This window comes from Longimicrobiaceae bacterium, assembly GCA_036375715.1.
Lineage (GTDB): Bacteria > Gemmatimonadota > Gemmatimonadetes > Longimicrobiales > Longimicrobiaceae > DASVBS01.
The window spans coordinates 36,265-55,918 of the sequence record DASVBS010000022.1 but is presented as its reverse complement, the minus strand read 5'-3'; the positions used below and the strand labels follow the sequence as shown (position 1 = coordinate 55,918).

15 protein-coding genes are annotated in these 19,654 nt (G+C 67.0%); 3 read left to right on the top strand and 12 right to left on the bottom strand.

The annotated features are described in order from the left end of the window. Positions 1 to 32 precede the first annotated feature (32 nt). Positions 33 to 1,424 carry an amidophosphoribosyltransferase gene (gene purF / locus VF167_03190; protein HEX6924404.1) on the top strand — a complete coding sequence of 464 codons (1,392 nt, stop codon included), beginning with the start codon at positions 33 to 35 and terminating at the stop codon, positions 1,422 to 1,424. An 80-nt stretch (positions 1,425 to 1,504) separates the two neighbouring features. After that, complete coding sequence (locus VF167_03185; protein ID HEX6924403.1) at positions 1,505 to 2,599, top strand: aldo/keto reductase; 1,095 nt, start codon at positions 1,505 to 1,507, stop codon at positions 2,597 to 2,599. A gap of 122 nt (positions 2,600 to 2,721) precedes the next feature. Here VF167_03185 and VF167_03180 read toward each other — a convergent pair whose 3' ends face one another. From VF167_03180 to VF167_03125, 12 genes are all read right to left on the bottom strand, one after another. Further along, entirely contained in the window at positions 2,722 to 3,669 is a 948-nt protein-coding gene (locus VF167_03180; GenBank protein HEX6924402.1) for a M28 family peptidase, read from the bottom strand. Continuing rightward, complete coding sequence (locus tag VF167_03175; protein HEX6924401.1) at positions 3,666 to 4,661, bottom strand: YpdA family putative bacillithiol disulfide reductase; 996 nt, start codon at positions 4,659 to 4,661, stop codon at positions 3,666 to 3,668. Before VF167_03175 ends, VF167_03180 begins: the two co-directional genes overlap by 4 nt. 166 nt (positions 4,662 to 4,827) lie before the next feature. Further along, positions 4,828 to 6,003, bottom strand: coding sequence for an aminotransferase class I/II-fold pyridoxal phosphate-dependent enzyme (locus VF167_03170; protein ID HEX6924400.1), 1,176 nt, complete (start codon positions 6,001 to 6,003; stop codon positions 4,828 to 4,830). Further along, positions 6,000 to 6,596, bottom strand: coding sequence for a hypothetical protein (locus tag VF167_03165; GenBank protein ID HEX6924399.1), 597 nt, complete (start codon positions 6,594 to 6,596; stop codon positions 6,000 to 6,002). The genes VF167_03170 and VF167_03165 overlap by 4 nt, the downstream gene beginning before the upstream one ends. 4 nt (positions 6,597 to 6,600) lie before the next feature. Beyond that, positions 6,601 to 7,074 (bottom strand): peptidylprolyl isomerase, encoded by a 474-nt coding sequence (locus VF167_03160; protein HEX6924398.1) that lies wholly within the window; start codon positions 7,072 to 7,074, stop codon positions 6,601 to 6,603. A gap of 182 nt (positions 7,075 to 7,256) precedes the next feature. Beyond that, positions 7,257 to 8,156: an ATP-binding protein gene (locus VF167_03155; protein ID HEX6924397.1), complete on the bottom strand. Its 900-nt coding sequence runs from the start codon at positions 8,154 to 8,156 to the stop codon at positions 7,257 to 7,259. Between the two features lie 79 nt (positions 8,157 to 8,235). Then, a complete protein-coding gene (locus VF167_03150; protein HEX6924396.1) occupies positions 8,236 to 9,204 on the bottom strand; it encodes a carbohydrate kinase family protein in 969 nt (322 codons plus the stop codon). Continuing rightward, on the bottom strand, positions 9,204 to 10,199 hold the full coding sequence (locus VF167_03145; GenBank protein HEX6924395.1) for an ROK family protein: 996 nt from the start codon (positions 10,197 to 10,199) through the stop codon (positions 9,204 to 9,206). The genes VF167_03150 and VF167_03145 overlap by 1 nt, the downstream gene beginning before the upstream one ends. Before the next feature lie 18 nt (positions 10,200 to 10,217). Beyond that, entirely contained in the window at positions 10,218 to 11,081 is an 864-nt protein-coding gene (locus VF167_03140) for a glycosyltransferase family 2 protein (protein ID HEX6924394.1), read from the bottom strand. A gap of 1 nt (position 11,082) precedes the next feature. Then, positions 11,083 to 12,882: a translation elongation factor 4 gene (lepA, locus tag VF167_03135; protein ID HEX6924393.1), complete on the bottom strand. Its 1,800-nt coding sequence runs from the start codon at positions 12,880 to 12,882 to the stop codon at positions 11,083 to 11,085. Between the two features lie 354 nt (positions 12,883 to 13,236). After that, a complete protein-coding gene (locus VF167_03130) occupies positions 13,237 to 14,814 on the bottom strand; it encodes a M28 family peptidase (GenBank protein HEX6924392.1) in 1,578 nt (525 codons plus the stop codon). Between the two features lie 28 nt (positions 14,815 to 14,842). Next, the gene (locus tag VF167_03125; protein HEX6924391.1) at positions 14,843 to 15,985 is read right to left on the bottom strand and encodes a DUF4384 domain-containing protein; all 1,143 of its coding nucleotides are present in this window, start codon (positions 15,983 to 15,985) and stop codon (positions 14,843 to 14,845) included. A 284-nt stretch (positions 15,986 to 16,269) separates the two neighbouring features. Between VF167_03125 and mfd the strand changes: the two genes are divergently transcribed. Next, positions 16,270 to 19,599 (top strand): transcription-repair coupling factor, encoded by a 3,330-nt coding sequence (gene mfd / locus VF167_03120; protein ID HEX6924390.1) that lies wholly within the window; start codon positions 16,270 to 16,272, stop codon positions 19,597 to 19,599. Positions 19,600 to 19,654: the final 55 nt, after the last annotated feature.

Below are 19,654 nucleotides of genomic sequence, written 5' to 3'. Positions count from 1 at the left end.
GAGCGATCGTACCCGTACATAGATTCGCAGTCATGTGTGGAATCGCGGCGGTCAGTGGTGTTCCGGATGCCGCTAAGCTGGTGTTCCTGGCGCTGTACTCACTGCAGCACCGCGGACAGGAGGCGGCAGGGATCGTGTCTGTGGACACGACCAGCCCGGACGGAAGCCGGATCCACAAGGGCACCGGGCTGGTCTCCGACGCGTTCAGCGCCGCCGACCTGGAGGGGCTGAAGGGTTCGCTCGCGGTCGGTCACATCCGCTACTCGACGGCCGGGGGCGCTGGTCTGCACAACGCACAACCCTTGCTGGTCAGGTACAGCGAAGGGGATCTCTCGCTCGCTCACAACGGAAATCTCACGAACGCGCAGGAGCTGCGCGGCAGGCTCGTGCGGGAGGGGGCGCTCTTCCAGACCACCATCGATTCCGAGGTGATCGTGCACCTCGTGGCCCGCTCGCGCCGGGAAGGAGTGGACGCGCAGATCGACGACGCGCTCTCGCAGCTCGAGGGCGCGTTCTCCGTTCTCATCACAGTGGGGGACACCCTCTATGCCGCGCGCGACCGGCACGGCTTCCGACCACTGGTGCTCGGCTACAAGGACGGAGGCTACGTGCTCGCCTCGGAGACCTGTGCGTTGGACATTGTGGGCGCGCGCTATATCCGCGACATCGAGCCCGGCGAGGTCCTCAAGATCCGGGATGGCGAGCTGACCCGCCTGCGCCCGCTGGGCGCCTACACGCCACCCGCGGCGTGCGTCTTCGAGCTCGTCTACTTCGCGCGGCCCGACTCGCACCTGTGGGGGCAGTCTGTCGATCGGGCGCGGCGCGCCTTCGGGCGGCGGCTGGCGCTGGAGCAGCCCGCGGAGGCAGATTGTGTGATCTCCGTTCCGGACTCCGCCAACTCGGCGGCGCTCGGATTCGCCGAGGCCTCCGGGGTCCCTTTCGAGCTGGGGCTCATCCGGAACCACTACGTCGGTCGCACCTTCATCGAGCCGTCGCAAGCGGGACGCGACTTCAAGGTCCGCCTGAAGTACAGCCCCGTGCGCGAGGTGCTCGAGGGTAAGCGCGTGGTGGTGGTGGACGACTCGCTGGTCCGGGGCACCACCTCCCAGGGTCTGGTGAGGATGCTGCGGGAAGCCGGGGCAACGGAGGTCCACTTCCGGCTCGCTTCGCCGCCGGTGCGCCACCCTTGCTTTTACGGCATCGACATGCCGACCCGGGAGGAGCTGATCGCCTCTCGCATGGACACCGATGAGATCCGCGAGCACCTGGGAGTGGACTCGCTCGGATACCTGTCTCTGGAAGGAATGCTCGACGCGGTTGCCGCCGACGGGTTGAGCTTCTGCTCCGCCTGCTTCTCGGGCGACTACCCTGCTCCACTGGTCGATCTGGAGCGTGGATATGCAGTCGCGGCCGGGTGTGATTGATCGCGCCCAGCCCCTGATCCATCATCATCTACTTCATCTACTTCGCCCGCGGACGCGGGCATGAAACCGCTGAGGACGCCATGAAATACCGCACCTATCCCGGCACCGACGTCACCGTTTCCGAGGTTGGCTTCGGATTGTGGACGCTCGCCGCCGGCTGGTGGGGAGAGTTCACGGACGACGAAGCGGTCTCCCTGCTGCATCGGGCCTACGACCTGGGCGTAACCCTCTACGATTCGTCGGACACCTACGGGAACGGACGCGCGGACGAGCTGCTCGGGCGCGCGTTCAGCGACCGTCGCGATCGGGTCGTGTACGCCACCAAGGTCGGCTACGACTTCTACAACAACCCCAACGTACGCCGCGGTCAGCAGGAGATCCCGCACAACGCCGATCCCGAGTACATCCGCTTCGCCGTAGAGCAGTCTCTACGGCGGATGAAGACGGATACCATCGACATCGTCGTCTACCACAACGCCAAGGCTGAACACGTCGCCAACGACGAGATCTGGGAGACGTTCGAGAAGCTCCGGCAGGAGGGTAAGATGCGCCATTGGGGAGGCGCGCTGGGCCCCTCCAACGGCTACCTATACGAGGGGTTGGACCTCATCCGCGAGCGGCGGGTGAAGTCACTGCAGCTCATCAACAACATCCTCGAGCCCTACCCGGGGCAGGTGCTGACCGAGGCGGCGGAGGAGACGGGCGAGACGGGGATCATGGTTCGTGTCACCCACTCCTCGGGCCTGCTGGAGGGCAGGTACACGGAAACGACGGAGTTCGCCAAGAACGACCACCGTCGCCACCGCCCGCGCTCCTGGCTCCTCAACGGACTCAAGAAGATCCAGACGCTCTCGTTCCTCACCGAGGGGCGGGACATCACGCTGGGCCAGGCGGCGCTGAAGTGGCTGCTGGCCTCACCGGCGGTGATGACCACCCTGCCGAACATCTACAACGTCGAGCAGCTGGAGGAGTTCGCGGCCGCCTCGGATAAGCCGGACCTCACCACCGAGGACATCGAGCGCATCAGGGCGCTGCAGAAGGAGAACTTCGGCGTGCACGAGGAGCACATGCGCTACAAGGGGACCCTCCACCGTGAGGGCGAGCCCCTGATCGCTCCGCCCTACCGCTACCCGGGCGACCGGTGGGAGCAGCCGGAGGCGCTCGCGACGGTGTAGGCGGTATGACGGTGTAACGCGGCATAGGGGAGCCTCGCTGCGATCAGGGGCACGGGTCCGATCCCGTGCCCCTGATCTTTTCTGCGCCCGTCAGCATTTCGACTCTCACCGCCACTCGCGGGCTAGCGTGCTCGGTCGATCTCCTCGAGCGCGTCGTCGAAGTGGTCCGCGGCCGCGATCAGTGTCGCCACCGCGTCCGCGAAGAAGGTCGGATCGATGCGTTCGGCGTCGTCGGTGGGCCGGTGGTAGTCCGGATGGTCCTCGACGCCGAAGTAGACGAAGGGAATCCCCTCCCGGTGGAAGGGCCCCTGATCGGAGAGGAAGGTCCAGTCGTCGCCGGGTGGGAGGGTCGGCGAGTCGTGGCCCAGACGTAGGCGCAGCGGCGCGCTCTCGGCGATGGCCTCGAGGTGGGGGCGGAGGAAGGGATAGTGGAATGCTCCCGCGGCGTAGAGCTCCCCCCGCTCGTTCCGCCCCACCATGTCGAAGTTCAGGTTGAGGGCGATCCGCTCCAACGGTATGGGCGGGTCCGAGACCAGCGCTTCGGCGCCTTTCAAGCCGACCTCCTCCGCGTCGAGCGCGGCGAAGACCACGGTGTGCCGGGGAGGATGCTCGGCGAGGTGCTGAGCCAGGGCGAGGAGCGCGGCCACTCCCGAGGCGTTGTCGTCGGCGCCGTTGAATATCTCGCCGTCCAGGTTGCCGAGGTGGTCGTAATGCGCGGTGACCACCATGACGGGTCCCACCGCATCCTCTCCCTGAACGTACCCAACGAGATTGACCGCCCGCACGACCTCGCCATCGCGTCGCAACGCAAAGGGCAGCTCGTAGCTGCCCTCGAACGATCGCAATCCGACGTCCTCGAAGCGGCCAACCAGGTAGCGGCGAGCCCGCTCGATCCCCGCGCTGCCGGTCCCCCTGCCCTCCATCGAGTCCGCCGCCAGCGTGCGCAGATCCGCCATGATCAGGGCGGTGTCGACGACCCCGAGCGGGGCATCGGGAGCGGCCGGAGTCTGCGCGCACGCAGGCGCCACCAGGGTCGCCAGGAGGAGCCACGCGCAGCGCACGGCTCTCATGCGCGTCCGAGCCGCCGCGCCACCGCGCGAGCGATCAGAGGACCGTGCAGCTTGCCGTTCTCGATGAAGATCTTGTTCGCGTCGTACCCGGCCGCCACTACCCCCGCGAGGAACACCCCCGGCGTCCTGGTCTCCATGGTCTCGGGATCGTGCTGGGGGATTCCCGTTTCGGGATCGATCGGCACGTCCAGGTCGCGCAGGAACCGGGCATCAGGTACGTAGCCGATCAGCGCCAGGACCCAATCGTTCGGCAGGACCCGCTGGTCGCCGGTATCCAGCGACTCCACCACCACCTCCTTTTCGCGGATCTCGGCCACCTTGTGGCGCCAGAGGGCCGGGATCGATCCCTCCTTGATCCGGTTGTCGATGTCCGGCCGCACCCAGGGCTTCACCCCGGCATCCAGCTCGTCGAAGAGGTGAACGAGGGTGACTCGCGCCCCTTCCCGCCAGATGGTGAGCGCCGCGTCCGCGGCGGAGTTTCCACCACCGATGACCAGCACGTCCTGGTCGAAGTAGTGGAAGGGCTCGGTGAAATAGTGCGTCACCTTGGGCAGGTCGGCGCCCGGAACGCCCAGGGACCGCGGCGTGTCGTAGTACCCGGTGGCGATCACCACCGCCCGGGCCAGGTAAGACCGCTCCTCCCCGCGAGAGCGGGTGGCGACCCGGAACAGCTCGCCCTCGCGCCGGATCTCCCGCACCTCTTCGTACTGACGAATGCGGAGGTCGTAATACCTGGCGACGCGCCGATAATAGCGAAGCGCCTCCCGCCGCGTTGGTTTGTCACCCGCGGTGGTGAACGGAAGGCCGCCGATCTCCAGCTTCTCCGGACCGCTGAAGTAGGTGGTGTAGGTCGGGTGCTCGATCATCGACTGGGTCACCGCCCCGCGATCGAACAGCACGCACGATAAGCCCTCGTGACGTGCCGCGACCCCTACGGCAATGCCGCAGGGGCCCGCGCCGACTACGAGAATATCTATGATCTCCGCGCTCACTGATCGTTCTGAACGGGTTATCCGTTATCCGTCATCCGCTATCCGTCCGAACCGGTAACCCCTGCTTCCGCAGTGGCCGCAACATCCCGCGACGACGCTGGCGGCTGGCCCCCTGGTCCGGACGGATAGCGGATAACGGACAACGAATAACGAATACCCAAAAACCTCAGCCAATCGTCTTCAACGCCTGATCGATATCCGCGATGATGTCCTCGGGATCCTCGATGCCGAGGGAGAAGCGCACGAAGCCATCGGCGAGTCCCTGAGCGGCGCGCGCTTCCGGCGTCATCGCTACGTGCGAGGTGTGCCGCGGCTCCGAGACGAGGGTGTCCACCCCGCCGAGGCTAGGCGCCGGCTTCACCAGCCGAAGCGCCGAGACGAAGCGGGTCGCCGCGTCCCCTCCGCCCTCGAGCTCGATCCCCATCATCCCGCCGAATCCCGTAAGCACTTCGGCGGCCCGCGCGTGATCCGGATGACTCTCCAGACCGGGGTAATGCACCCGGCGGATCCCGGCGCGTCCTTCGCACCAGCGGGATACCTCCAGGCCGTTGCGATTGTGCCGCTCCATGCGGAGCGCGAGCGTCTTGATGCCGCGCTCCAGGATCCAGGCGGCGTGGGCATCCGGCGCCACACCGAAGGTGACCGCTCGTTGCCGAACAGGAGCCATCCGCTCTTCGCTGCCACAGACCAAGCCAGCGGTCACATCGCTGTGGCCGCCGTAGTACTTCGTCGCGCTGTGGACGACCAGGTCGGCGCCTCGCGACAGCGTCCGCAGGTTGTAGGAGGGCGTGAAGGTGGCGTCCACGATCAATGCCGCGCCGCGTTCGCGACACACCGGCGCCAGATCCGCGGGATCGGTGAAGCGTAGCAGCGGGTTGGAGAGCGTCTCGCAGAGAACGACGGTGGTGTTGTCACGCAGATGGCGCTCCCAGCCCGGGGCCAGCAGGTCGGCGTAGCTGGACTCGATCCCCAGGCGGCTCAGCTCACGATCGAGCAGGATGCGGGTTCCGCCATAGAGCGCTTCGGCGGCGAGGATGTGATCGCCGGCCCGGACGCAGGAGAGGATCGCCGAAACCATGGCGCCCATGCCGCTGCCGGTCACCAGGCACGCCTCGGCGCCCTCGAGGTCGCGTACGCGCTCCTCCACCCGGCGGTGGTTGGGGTTGTTGCCGTAGCGCGAGTAGAAGACCTCGCCCTCGCCGGCTGGATCGCTGAAGAAGGTGGAGGTCTGATAGATCGGATTGACGACGGGCTCTCCCACCACGCGCGGCGGATCTCCGGCGTGCACCGCGCGCGTGGAGAACCCCAGGTCGCTCGGGTGCTCGTGGCCAGCGGTGCTCATCGATCACGCGCGAGAGTCGAGAGCTCGCAGATCTTCTCGTCGGGAAGCGAGAGCGCCACCCTCTGCTGCAGGAGCTTGGTGAGGGTGGGCGCAACCACCATTTCGGGGAGACCGGTGTCCTGAGAGACCTCCTCGAGGCTGGCGCAGGTACGGGCCGCCAGGGCGCTCCAGCAGGCGCGCTCGAAGGGATTGCACGCGCCGAGGAGGCTGGAGGTGTGATCGCGGTTGACCGCCACCAACATCAGCCGGTGGCGCTGGAGCACCTCCTCGACCGCCTCGCGGTGGTGATCCTCCAGGCCCCGCGCGACGAAGTAGGCCTCTGTCGGCCGATCGGGGGGCAGATAACGGAGGAGGAGCTTCGCGACGATTTCGTCCGCGCAGGAGTAGTCGAGAACGTTCACCTGGGAAAAGTCGAGAATCGAGAGGCAGAGAGCATGCGTGGGCTTCAGCTCCGCCAGCTGGCTCTCCACCCCCATGCGCACGGCGCGGCCGGTCGGTCGGGTGACCAGGTTGCTGTAGAACGAGGTCACCGTCCGGCGGTGAATACGGGTGAGGTCGATGTCGAGGGCCGACATCCCGGCGCGCGCCATCATCACTTCAGGCGGCCGCGGCGTCGCCGATCGTAACGCTCTCCATGCGATCCCCGCGGCGCAACTGCCGCACCACGTCCATTCCCTCGACCACCTTACCGAAGACGGTGTGCACGCCGTTGAGGTGACGGCAATTCCCCTCGTTCAGTACGATGAAGAACTGGCTGCCACCGGTATCACGGCCCGCGTGCGCCATGGAAAGCGCTCCCTCCTCGTGCGTGCGCGGGTTCCCCTTCGTCTCGCACTTGATGGTGTAACCCGGCCCACCGCTACCGATCCGCGGGTGGTCGAGCGGAAGCTCCTTCGTCTGCGGGTCACCCCCCTGGACCACGAAGTCAGGGATGACGCGGTGGAAGGCGATGCCATCATAAAACCCCTCACCCACCAGCTTCTCGAAGTTCGCCACCGTGCCCGGGGCGTCATCGGAGTACAGCTCGGCGGTGAAGGAGCCTTTGGTCGTCTGGAAAGTGGCGTAATGCATATAGTCGGTTGTGTAGAGGTTATCCGTTATCCGTTATCCGTCCGGACAGGTCGTCGGACATCAAGGACAACGACAAGCATTCGACTCTTCGCTTGTAGGCGGCCCACGGGTCCCCACTTACAACTGATAAAAAAACGGATAACGGATAACGGACAACGTATAACGGCATAACCCGCCCAGCGTCACTTCGCCGGCAGCACGATCAATATCTGCGCCCCGGGAAACGGTGCCAGGCCGGTCTGCAGAGGCAAGGCGTCGTCCCAGTCGGGGATGTCGGCGATGCGGGCGGTGCCACTGCGGATCGAGACCTTCCCACCCCAGCCGGTCACCCGCCTCCGGATCTGCTTCAGACCCTGGCCCCTCCCTGGGTCGCGGAAGCGCGTGGTGCCATGGATGAAGGCCGCCTCCAGGGCGGTGGCGTCGCTCCAGCGATCGCCGAAGCGGGCGGCGTGCTCGCGCGCGAGAGAGCCACGGAAGCCCACCCCCAGGTCCATCACGGCGATGACCACCACCTGCCTCCCGAGCCGCTTGGCCCAGTTATACGTCTGGATGCCCACCCAGCCGCCCGCCTCCGCGTGCTCGATGATGTTCTGGCAGACCTCCGAGAGGACCATGCTGAACATCCCCGCGTCTACACGCGAGTAATGTAGCCGCTCCGTCAGGATCGTACCGGCGCGGTCCATGACCAGATCGATCACGCCGTGAACGTCCTCGTGCGAGTTGATCGGGGTGATCTCCAGCAGCACGCTCGAGGCCTCGGCGCGCCGCCCCCGAGGCGCGCCGTTCACCTCGAACGCCTCCCCCGCAAGCCGGAAGAAGCCCATGCGCCCGAGATAGCTGAGCACTTCCGAGGACTCCGGGAGCTGGAGGAGGGGCGTATGTCCGCGCCCGCGCAGATAGGTGCCGATCGCCAGCAGCCCGGTCATGCCGTACGGATCCGCCCAGCGCACGTGGCGGGCGTCGAACAGCAGCCGGTCGCCGGGACCTCCTTCCCCCGCCTCGTCTATGTCGGCGATCTCCTGGACCAGGCTGTCGAAGCCGCGATCGTCCAGCGTGGCCGGAACCGTGACAACTCGCTTCATGGAGTCAGAGAATAGGGAACGCGGATGCACGACACAAACCGGGGCTCGCTGTGCAACGCGGCCACGCTACCAACCCTCTCTAGGTTCGATCCACCGTGTCCGCGAGCCGCTCGTGCAGCCGATCCGTACGGGGGTGCAGGATCTTGGTCGCGGCGAGCCGCTCTGCCCGGACGATCGCCTCCTCCAGCTCCAGCCCGGCAAGCAAACCGGTGATGAACCCCGCCCCCCACACGTCCCCACACCCGGTCGGGTCACCGGCGAGGCGCCCCTGAGGTGCGGGTACCTCCCCGCGCCGGATCTCCGACCCCGCCGGGCGCGAGCGCCAGAGAAGTGGATCCGCCGGCATACCCTCCGCCATGACGTAGCGCACACCCTTCCCGCCCTCGGTCACCAGCACGAGTCCGGGGCCGTAGCAGGGGAGCTGACGCTCCAGGCAGTCCCGATCCGCAACCTCAGGCGCAAGCAGCGCCAGCTCGTCCTCGTTGAGCTGAATTGCGTCGAAGCAGCGGAGCCACTCCTGCCAGCGCTCGAGCGGCCGCGGGCGGCGCGGCTCGTTCGATGCCGGCCCCAGGAAGAGGGAATGCAGATCCGCGTAGATCGGCCCCGGGAAAGCGGCGCGCAGTCGCTGCGCGGTCGGCAGGTCGAGCTCGATCCCGGAGAGGAAGTTCACGTAGAGGGCATCCACACCGGCGATCAGGGGCTCCAGCTCTTCCCACGTCCACGCCGGCACACCGCCCAGCTGTCGCTCGACCCGATGCTCGAGGTCGTGGTAGAGGAGCTCCACCCGGTTGTTGGGGGAGTCCACCCGCACCAGACCGGGGCCGTGCACCACGTTGGGGAGACCGGTCAGGTGCGCCACCCCACGTTCCCAGAAATCGGCGCCGATCTTCACCAGGGGCTCGATGCACCAGCCCGCCGGGCAGGCAGCCGACAGCGAGGCGAAGGAGTACACTGCCCCGCCCCACTGCTCTCGCGGCTGCCCGTTATCGGCGTAGGGATTGACGATGCGATCCCAGACGAGGGTGCCGATCGCCCCCAGGCGTCGCATCAAACGTGGCCGTAGGTCTCGCGCTTGAAGACTGCCGCGGCGCCCACCACGCCCGCGGTACCCGGCAGCTCCGCGGGGACGATCTGGCAAGCCTCCTCGGCGGAGCGAAAGGCACGACGCCGCACCTCGGCGCGCAGCGGCTCGAAGAGATGGTCGCCCGCCTTGGTCACGCCGCCCGCGATCACGATCATCTCGGGGTTGAGGATGTTCACCAGGTTAGCCACACCCGTGCCGAGAAAGCGAGCGGTCTCCTTCATCACCTCCTCAGCGTACTCATCCCCCTGGACCGCGGCCTCATATACCGTGGCGGCGGTGATCAGCTCCAGCTTCCCTCCCACCATCTCGCCCAGGATCGTTTCGGCGCCCGATTCGATCCCCTCCACGGCACGGAGCGCGATAGCCGGGCCCGAGGCGTAGGCCTCGAGGCAGCCGTAGTTACCGCAGTTGCACTTGCGACCGGTCGAATCGATGGTCATGTGGCCGATCTCGCCGGCCACGTCCGAGACCCCGTGGTAGATCTCCCCGCCGAGCACGATCCCGCCCCCGATGCCGGTGCCCAAGGTGAGGCCCACCAGGGTATCGGCGTGCCGGCCCGCGCCCAACCACCACTCTCCGTAGGTGGCACAGTTGGCGTCGTTGTCGAGCGTGGCGGGCAGGTTGACCCCGTTGGAGATCAGGTCCCGCAGCGGGAAATTCCGCCATCCCAGGTTGGGAGTGTTGATGACCACGCCGGTGGCGCGGTTGAGCGGGCCCGGAGAGCCGATCCCTACGCCGGCGACGTCGTCCCGCGAGCCGCCCTGCTCGGCCACCGTCATCTCGATGGAGGACTCCACCATCTCGATGATCCGATCGACCACGAACTTGGGCCCGCGGTGGCTCTCGGTGGGACGGCTCTGCAGCCCGAAGACCGGCCCTCCCTCGATGGGGAGGAGCCCCGTGACAATGTTGGTGCCGCCCAGATCGACTCCGACGATCCAGCGCTTGGTTCCAGGCACGATCGGCTCCTTCTCGGTTCAGTTGGATGGGCCCTGCCGCACCGACGGGCGGTTATCTGGGTCCAGAGTTCCGTGCAGGTTGATGATTCCTCGGGCCGTCACGACGCGGCGCTGGCGCCGGATGACTTCTCGCGTCCGCATGTTCGCCCGCACGACGTCGCGGTCGATATACGGTTGTTCGTGATAGAGGTGCAGACAGGGCGCGCGGTAGCGGATCTGAACCCCACGGTAGCCGAGGTTGCACAGGCGCTCGCCCAACGCCCGATCCTCTCCGCCGTAACCCATTTCCACGTCCAAGCCATTGACCCGCAGGAGTGCCTCTCGCCACGTAGAGGCATTGTGGCCGTTCCAGGTCGCCCGCGTCGGGGTCAGCCGGTCGAGGAGCGGCGCCAGCAAGCCCGTGTGGAGTCGCAGCGCCCGCCGACCCGGTCGCCATCCCTGGCTGCGTAACCACCCTGGCTGGAACGCGATCCCGCGGAGGATCGTCTCGCGCGTGACACGCTCGCTCACTGCCTCGGACAGCTTCAGGTAGCCTCCCGAAAGGAAGCGTCGGGGGGCGGCGTTTCGCACGTGCGCGGCGACGAAGTCGCTGCGGGGTACGCAGTCCCCGTCCGAGAAGATCAGGTACTCGCAGGTGGTCGCGAGAATGGCCCGATTCAGGATCGCGCACTTCCGGAAGCCTCGGTCCTCGTGCCAGACGTGGTGGATCTCGAGCTGCGTCTCACGCCGCATTCGATTCACCACTTCCGCCGTGCTCGAAGCGGAGCCGTCGTCCGCGATCACCACCTCGAAATCGCGGTGGGTCTGAGCCGAGTAGCCCCAGAGCGCCTTCTCCAGCAGCTGGGGCTGGTTGTAGGTGGACAGGACGACAGCGACGCGCATCCTAATCGGAGACGCGGAGGACCGCCAGAAAGGCTTCCTGCGGAATCTCGACGGTCCCGACCTGCTTCATGCGTCGCTTTCCCTCCTTCTGCTTTTCCAGAAGCTTCCGCTTCCGGGTGATGTCGCCGCCGTAGCACTTCGCGGTCACGTTCTTCCGTAGCGGGCGAACAGTTTCGCGGGCGATGACCTTGTTGCCGATGGCGGCCTGCAGGGCGACCTCGAACATCTGCCGCGGGATCAGCGCCTTCAGCTTTTCCGCGAGCGCGCGCCCGTACTCATACGCCTTGTCCTCGTGGATGATCACGCTGAAGGCGTCGATGGCGTCGCCGTTGATCAACATATCGAGCTTGACAAGCCGGTTCGGGCGGTAGTCGGAGAGCTCGTAGTCGAAGGAGGCGTAGCCGCGGCTGACGGACTTGAGGCGATCGTAGAAATCGAGCACGATCTCCGCCAGCGGAAGGTCGTAGGTGAGCTCTACCCGCGTGGGATCGAGGTAGCTCATCCCCTGGAACTCGCCCCGGCGCTCGTGGCAGAGCTTCTGCACCCCGCCGATGTATTCCGCCGGGACCACGATCCGCGCACGCACGTACGGTTCTTCGATCCGCTCGATGCGGGTACGGTCCGGCAGCGCCGAGGGGTTTTCCAGGGTGAGGACGTCCCCGCTGGTCAGCACCACCCGGTACTCCACGTTGGGAACCGTGGAGATCAGGTCCAGGCCGAACTCGCGCTCCAGCCGCTCCTGGATGATCTCCATGTGGAGCAATCCCAGGAAGCCGCAGCGGAACCCGAACCCAAGCGCGGTGGAGGTCTCCGGCTCGTAGTGGAGCGAGGCGTCGTTCAGCTTCAGCTTCTCGAGGGCGTCCCGCAACTCCTCGTACTGGTCAGTGTCGGTCGGGTAGAGACCCGAGAACACCATCGGCTTGACATCCTGGTACCCGGGAAGGAGCTCGGCGGCTCGATTGTCCGCGTCCAGGATGGTATCGCCGACCTTGGTGTCCGACACCCGCTTGATGGCGGCCGTGAGGTAGCCCACCTCGCCCGTCCGCAGCTCCGGCGCGGTGATGTAACCGAGCTGCAGATAGCCCACCTCGTCCACCTCGTACACCGCCTCGTTCGAGCCGAAGGCAATGCGCGTCCCCTTGCGCAGCGACCCGTCGACGACCCGGATACTCGGAATGGCGCCACGGTACTTGTCGTAGAAGGAGTCGAAGATCAGGGCACGCAGCGGCGCGTCCGGGTCGCCGGTGGGCGGCGGCACGCGCTGCACGACCGCTTCGAGGATTTCCTCGATGCCGATCCCTTCCTTGGCCGAAGCGAAGAGCACCTCGTCGGGATCCACTCCCAGCAGGTCGGCCAGCTCGTCGCGCCGCCTTTCGGGTTCCGCGCCGGGCAGGTCGATCTTGTTGATCACGGGGATGATCTCCAGCCCCGCGTCCATTGCCAGGAAGAGGTTGGAAAGCGTCTGCGCTTGAATGCCCTGCGAAGCATCGACCACCAGCAGGGCTCCCTCGCAGGCCGCCAGCGATCGCGAGACCTCGTAGGTGAAGTCGACGTGCCCCGGGGTGTCGATGAGGTTGAACTGGTAGGTCTTCCCGTCGCGCGCGGCGTAGCTCATCCGCACCGCGTTGAGCTTGATGGTGATGCCGCGCTCGCGCTCCAGATCCATCGAGTCGAGGACCTGCTCCTTCATCGAACGCTTCTGCAGCGTGCCCGTGACCTCGATCAGGCGGTCGGCCAGCGTGGACTTACCATGATCGATGTGCGCGACGATGCAGAAGTTCCGGATGTGTTCGATGCGCAAGGTCTACTCGCAAGAGACTGATCCCAATGGGTTTGCAGATAACCCAAAAAGATAGCTACTCGCCGCGCAGGTCGGAAGTGGCGGGGGAGCCGGAGTAAAGGCAGCGGTCGCGGAGGGGGCGGCGAGAATTACGAATTACGAATTACGAATTGCGGGGCTCCTCAACTCAGCCCCGTTCGATAGTGAGGATCGCGGCCGATGATGGTGCTGCGCGCGATCCTTCGCTTCGCTCAGGATCACCCCGAAGCCACGGCAGGATGCCGGCGCGCGGGTCGGTTCGTAATTCGTAATTCGTAATTCGTAATTGTTCGTAATTCGTAATTCTCTCCAGGAACCCGGAATTCGTAATCCAGCCTACTGCGTGAGCGCCCTCACCTCCGCCAGCCCCTCGGGGTCCCACCGGGGACGGTCGGGGGCGTCGGCGACCTCGCGGACCAGGTGGAAGATCATCCGGGAGATGCGAACCGCCTTGTCGATGTCGAGGGTCTCCACCTCATCGGAGGGCTGGTGGTAATCCTCGTGCACGCCCGAGAAGAAGAAGAGGGCGGGAATCTCCTTGCGGGCGAAGTGGAAGTGGTCGGAACGGAAGAAGAAGCGCTCCTCCGGCCAGATGTCGTCCGACAGGGTGAGCCCGAGCTCCGGATGCCGCTGCTGGACGCGGTCGGCCAGCTCGCCCAGGGAAGAGTACTCCTTGCCGATCACCACCACCGAGTCCGGACTGTTGCGGCCGATCATGTCGACGTTGATGTCCGCGACAATGGACTCGAGCGGCACCGTCGGGTGCTCGGAGAAGTACTGCGAGCCGAGCAGCCCGTCCTCCTCGCCGCTTACATGGAGGAAGAGCACGGACCGACGAGGCGCTTCCGGCAGCAGGCTCAGCGCCTCGGCCACCTCGACCAGCGCGGACGTTCCCGAAGCGTCGTCGTCGGCGCCGTTGTAGATCGAATCTCCGTTCACCGGCTCTCCCACGCCGACATGGTCCATGTGGGCGGAAAGCACCACATACTCGTCGCGCAGCTCCGGATCCGAACCGGGGAGCACGGCGACGACGTTGGGCGCGAAGGCCTGGTCGATGAGCACGAGCGAGGCGGCGAAGTGGGCTTCCACCTTGCGGAAGGGGATCGGCGCCAGGGGCGGGCGGGTGACGTCCACCCCTTCCCGTGCCGCGATGGCGGCGAACGCCTCGTCGTTGAAGACGAACACGGCGATCTCATCCTCCGGAAGCTCGCCGACGTAGCGCAGCTGCGCGCTGCGGGTTCGATCCGCCACCGCGCTGAACAGGTCGTTCGGGATGCTGGGCGAAACGACTACCCCGAGCGCCGTTGCACCCGCCTCCTGCGCCGCGGCGCGGGCCCGGGTGATCACGCCACTCCACTGCGGGCCAAAGATCCCCGGGATCGAGACGACCGGCACGGTGCCGGCGTACTCTCCCTCCGGTAGCTCACCGGTGAACGCCCCCACGTAGACGAGCCGGGAGTGATTCATGTCCACCCCCTCGCGGGTGCCTGCCGGAAGGGCAAAGAAGTCCGGCCCGTAGCGGAGCATCTGGTTGCCCGTGCCGTCCGCGAGCAGGTGTCCGAAATGGACCGTGGTTGTGTCGAGTCCCGCTGTGAGGATCGCGTACCGCTGCAGGTAGCCTCCATCGTCGCCGGCCGGGCGCAGCCCCAGGCGCCGATACTCGCTAGCCAGGTACGCCGCCGCCGAATCGAGTCCCGGGCTGGGCGTATCGCGTCCACGCAGCGCGTCCGAGGCCAGGTAGGCGATGCGGCGATGGATATCTTCGGCGCTGATACTCTCGACCGCTGCTTCGGTCCCGGGAACGGAGGCAGGGGCCACCGCCGCCTGCGCGGAGAGGCTCCCGCTGGCGGCCAGCGTCGCCGCCGCGGCGGCGACGAGCGTAGCCGTCCCACGGACGGCACTGGACAGGGTCATACGGGGTGCGGGGAAAACAGGGTAAAGGTCAGTCCCCTCGCCGCGAGCGTGGCGTGGAACTCGGGGAGCCACCATCCGAGCGACCGGAAGCCCGGCTGCTCGGGGCGGCGCCGCGACTTGCCGGCACAGCCGAACGGGTGCCGGACGAGGCGCTGGATCGCGGCTCCGGTCGGGGGCGAGCCGCCGGTCGGCTCGATTCCGCACCAGGGTTCGGGCGAGCCCGGGCCGCGGGCGCGGGACGCTCGTCGCGAGCGGGCGCGGACCTGGCGGGCGTCGAAGCTTCCGACGGACGCTCCGAAGCAGAACGCTCGACCGGGCGGGCGGTGGGACGGACAGGCTCTCGCTCGCTCGGCGCGCCGCGTGAGGGCTCGCCCCGGTCGAGGTAGCGATCCCGCGCTCGGTTAGAAGAGCGCTCGGGGTCTTCCTTGAAGCTGTGGCGCGGATCCCAGTCGCGGTAGTCCCGGTAGTAGCGCCACCGATCGCCCCGATAACGGCGGCTGTCGAAGTAGAACGGGTTGTCCCTCAGGAAGAGGTCCAGGCGGTTGCACGCGCCGTAGTAGGAGTGCCAGTGGGGACTGTACCCCCACCCCCAGCTGCCGAAGCTGCTGCACGCGTACCGGGGATAGCGGTGGATACCGCCCACGTAATAGGTGTAGTAATCCACGGCGTAGGGCACGTTGCCCCACCCGGGAACCAGTAGTCGCGTGAGCTGCTCCATCGCCCAGAACGGATCGCCGGTCACGCGACGTCCGGCGTACGACCAATCCCAGCCGGCCCCGCGGGCGGCCCGGAAGTAGGAGTAGTCGAGCGGCACCGGCGAGGCGATGAGGTAGAGGTACCCGATGCCGCCGCCGCCGCGCACGAGCAACCCATCTCTCCACCCGCCGCGGTCGACGGTGTGCACGCGCCCGCCGCGCACGAACTCCTCGTCCCACGGCGAGCTCGGGTACAGGAACTCGAGGAAACCGTCGGGGTCCACGTGGACCACCGCGACGTACGAGTTCGCGCCGGTGCTGAAGCGGACGCGCAGCCGGTCGCCGAGGCGGAAGTATTCGCGGTCGTTCTCGACCCAGATGCGCGCGTTGGCACCGTACTGCGCCCGTGCGGGAGCGGCTCCCACGGTGCTGAGCCCGGAGAGAAGGGCAAGGGCAAGCAGAGACGTGATGCGCATGGCAGGCTCCATTCGGGGAAGCTACAGCTGGCCTCGTCTACCCCGCAGGCGCCTGCCAAGGTCCAGAGCCAGCGAGAGGCTGGTTGACCCTGCTTTGCCGCGTTCTTAGCTTTCTACCTCGTTTTTCCAGGGAGCAGTGACGCCAGAGTTCGAACCGCATTCGCCGAGTCGGTCGCCGCGCCCTCGCACGCCGCGGGGTGTGGCTCGCCACACTTGCCCCGCACATCCGTGTCGGGGGCCACATCGTATTGCCCCCAGCCAGATTGGCTGAACGGAGCCACGCAGTGCCTCATACCCTCCTGATCCAGGCCGTACAATCGCTACCTCGCTTCCACGAGCTGCTCGAATCGCTGCCACGCGCCGGTGAATCGCTGGTCGTGGACGGCCTCACGGGGGCGGCCCCGGCGGTGCTGGTGGCCAGCCTGCACCGCGCCCGCCCCGAGCGGATCTGGGTGCTGGTCGCATCCACCCCCGAGGCCGCGGAGTACGCGCACGCCGACGCGGAAGCCATCCTGGGCGAGGGTGCGGTCTCGCTCTTCCCGCAGCGCGAGTCGCTTCCTTACGAGGTGGCAGAGACGCACATCGAGATCGGTGGGCAGCGCGTGGAGGCGCTGGAGGCGCTGCTCGCCGGCCGCGCCGCTCTCCTGGTGACCACCGCGCGTGCGCTGCAGGAGCTCTCGCCCGCCGTGAAAGGGCTCGACGCCCTGCAGCTGGAGCTCCGCGTCGGGCAGGAAATCCGCCCGTCCGACCTGGCCGAACGGCTGACCCAGATGGGCTTCGAGAAGGTGGGGACGGTGGAGGAGGTGGGGCAATTCGCGCTTCGCGGCGGAATTCTGGACGTCTTCGGCTTCGGCTCGCCCGAGCCAGCGCGCATCGAGTTCTGGGGCGATTCCATCGAGTCGATCCGCCACTTCGACGTGCTCTCGCAGCTCTCCGTCGGCTCGGTCGACTCGGTCCGGGTCCTCCCGGTCGACCTCCGCTTCACCCCCGGTATGCAGCGGTCCTTCGAGGATGCCTCCGGTGAGGGGGATCGGCGCTCGCTCCTCGACTATCTGCCGCCCGAGGCGGTCCTCGTCCGGCTGGACGACCGGGCCGAGGAGGAGTGGGACAGAGGCTGGCTGGAGGTCCAGCGCCTGCACCAGGCAGAGCTGGTGGGAGGCGGCTCTCCCGAAGCTCCCGAGCGGATCTTCCTTCCCCCGGAGCAGGTGAAAGAAAAGGCGCGGCGCTTCCCCACGCTGGTGCTCGGCGGGGGAGCAGGATCCCAGGCGAAGAAGATCGCCCTGCGCGTCTTCCCTCCCGAGCCGATCGACCGCGACATGCCGCGCCTGGGGGAGATCCTGCGGGGTGGCGCGCGCGCGGGGGAACGGACCCTCATCCTGTGCGACAACGAGGGACAGCTCGAGCGGCTGCAGGAGCTCCTCGCCGAGCTCGACGTGAAGCAGGGGGTCACGCTGGCCATCGGCGCGCTGTCGGGCGGCTTCATCCTCGCCGATGCGGTCCCCCCGCTGAGGGTCCTCACCGATCACGAGATCTTCCGCCGCACGCGGCGCCTGCGACGGCGACGGCAGTTTCGCGGCGGCGCCGCCATCGAGAGCTTCGCCGCACTGAAGCCGGGGGACTACGTGGTGCACATGGATCACGGGGTGGGCCGTTTCCGCGGCATGGAGCAGGTCCGGGTCGGCGAGGAAGTGATCGAGACCCTGGTGATCGAATACGCCGGGAACGAGCTGCTGCGCGTCCCCGTGCATCGCATCGACCTGATCGAGCGCTGGGTCTCGGACGAAGACAGCGAGCCGCCCCGAGTGCACCGCATCGGCGGCAAGGAATGGTCGCGCACGAAGAAGAAGACGAAGCAGGCGATCGAGGCGATGACGGCCGAGCTGCTGCAGCTCTACGCCGCGCGTGAAGCCACGGTCGGCCACGCCTTCTCGCCCGACACCCGCTGGCAACGGGAGATGGAGTCGTCCTTCCTCTTCGACGACACCCCTGACCAGAGACAGGCAACCGAGGACGTCAAGCGCGACATGGAGTCGCCGCGCCCGATGGATCGCCTGATCTGCGGCGACGTCGGCTACGGGAAGACGGAGATCGCCATTCGCGGGGCCTTCAAGGCCGTGCAGGACGGCAAGCAGGTGGCGGTACTGGTCCCCACCACGATCCTGGCCGAGCAGCACCTGCGGAGCTTCTCCGAGCGCCTCGCGAGCTTCCCGGTGCGCATCGAGTCGCTGTCCCGTTTCCGCTCGCCGGCGGAGCAGCGGCAGGTCCTGGCCAGGCTGGAGCGGGGGGAGATCGACATCATCATCGGAACCCACCGCCTGCTCTCACCCGACGTTCGCTTCAAGGACATCGGACTGCTGGTGGTGGACGAGGAGCAGCGCTTCGGCGTCAAGCACAAGGAGCGACTGAAGCAGCTCAAGCACATGGTCGACGTGCTCACGCTGACGGCCACTCCGATTCCGCGCACGCTGCACTTCTCCCTGCTCGGTGTGCGCGATATGACGCTGATCCAGACCCCGCCACGCGATCGACAGCCGATCATCACCCACGTCCTTCCCTGGTCGGACGCCGTGATCGAGGACGCGATCCGACGCGAGCTCGACCGCGGCGGCCAGGTCTTCTTCGTCCACAACCGGGTGGAGACGATCAGCACCCTCGCCCTGCGCGTCTCGAAGCTGGTTCCGGATGCCCGTATCGCGGTTGCTCACGGGCAGATGAAGGAGCGCGAGCTGGAGGAGATCATGCGCCGCTTCGTCACCGGCGAGGTGAACGTGCTGGTGGCGACCTCGATCATCGAATCGGGGCTGGACGTGCCCAACGCGAACACCCTGATCGTCGACCGGGCCGACCAGTTCGGGCTGGCGCAGCTCTACCAGATTCGCGGGCGCGTCGGGAGATCGCACCACCGGGCGTACTGCTACCTGATCATCCCGGAGAACGTCTCCGAAGATGCCGAGAAGCGGCTGCGCGTGCTGGAGCACTACACCGAGCTGGGCAGCGGCTACGGCATCGCGTTGAAGGACCTCGAGCTACGCGGTGCGGGTAACATCCTCGGCGCCGCCCAGTCGGGCTTCGTCTACCAGGTCGGCTTCGACACCTATATGCGGCTGCTGGAGCAGACGATCCGGCAGATCAAGGGCAACGGCAAGCAGACCGAGCATCCACTGACGGAGGTTTCCGTCGACGGCGCTGCGCTCATTCCCGACGATTACGTTGCCGACGAAGCCCAGAAGCTCCATTTATACCGCCGCCTCGCGGCCATCGACGAGGTGGAGGGGGTCGATGCGCTACGGCGCGAGCTGCGTGATCGATACGGGAAGCTGCCGGACGAAGTGGAGACACTTCTGGCGACCCGCGCGCTACGCCTGCTCGGCAGCGAGCTGGGGATCGAGCGCATCCTCGTTCGCCCCTGGGACGCTCGCGTCAACTTCCGCTCGGGCGTGATGCCGCGGATGGCGTCCCTGCAGCGTGTCTTTGCCGAGCGCCAGTTCGAGGTGGAGCTCGTGCGCCCCATGCCGCTCTCGATCATCCTGCACCGACGCGGCCCCGAGGAAGTCACCGCGATGCTCACCGGCGCCCTGCGCGCGCTGACCAAGGAGAAGTCGCTGGCGGCGTGAAGGGGCACGCCCTCCCGCCTCCGTGTCCGATCCGCTAACTTGATAGTTTGCCCTT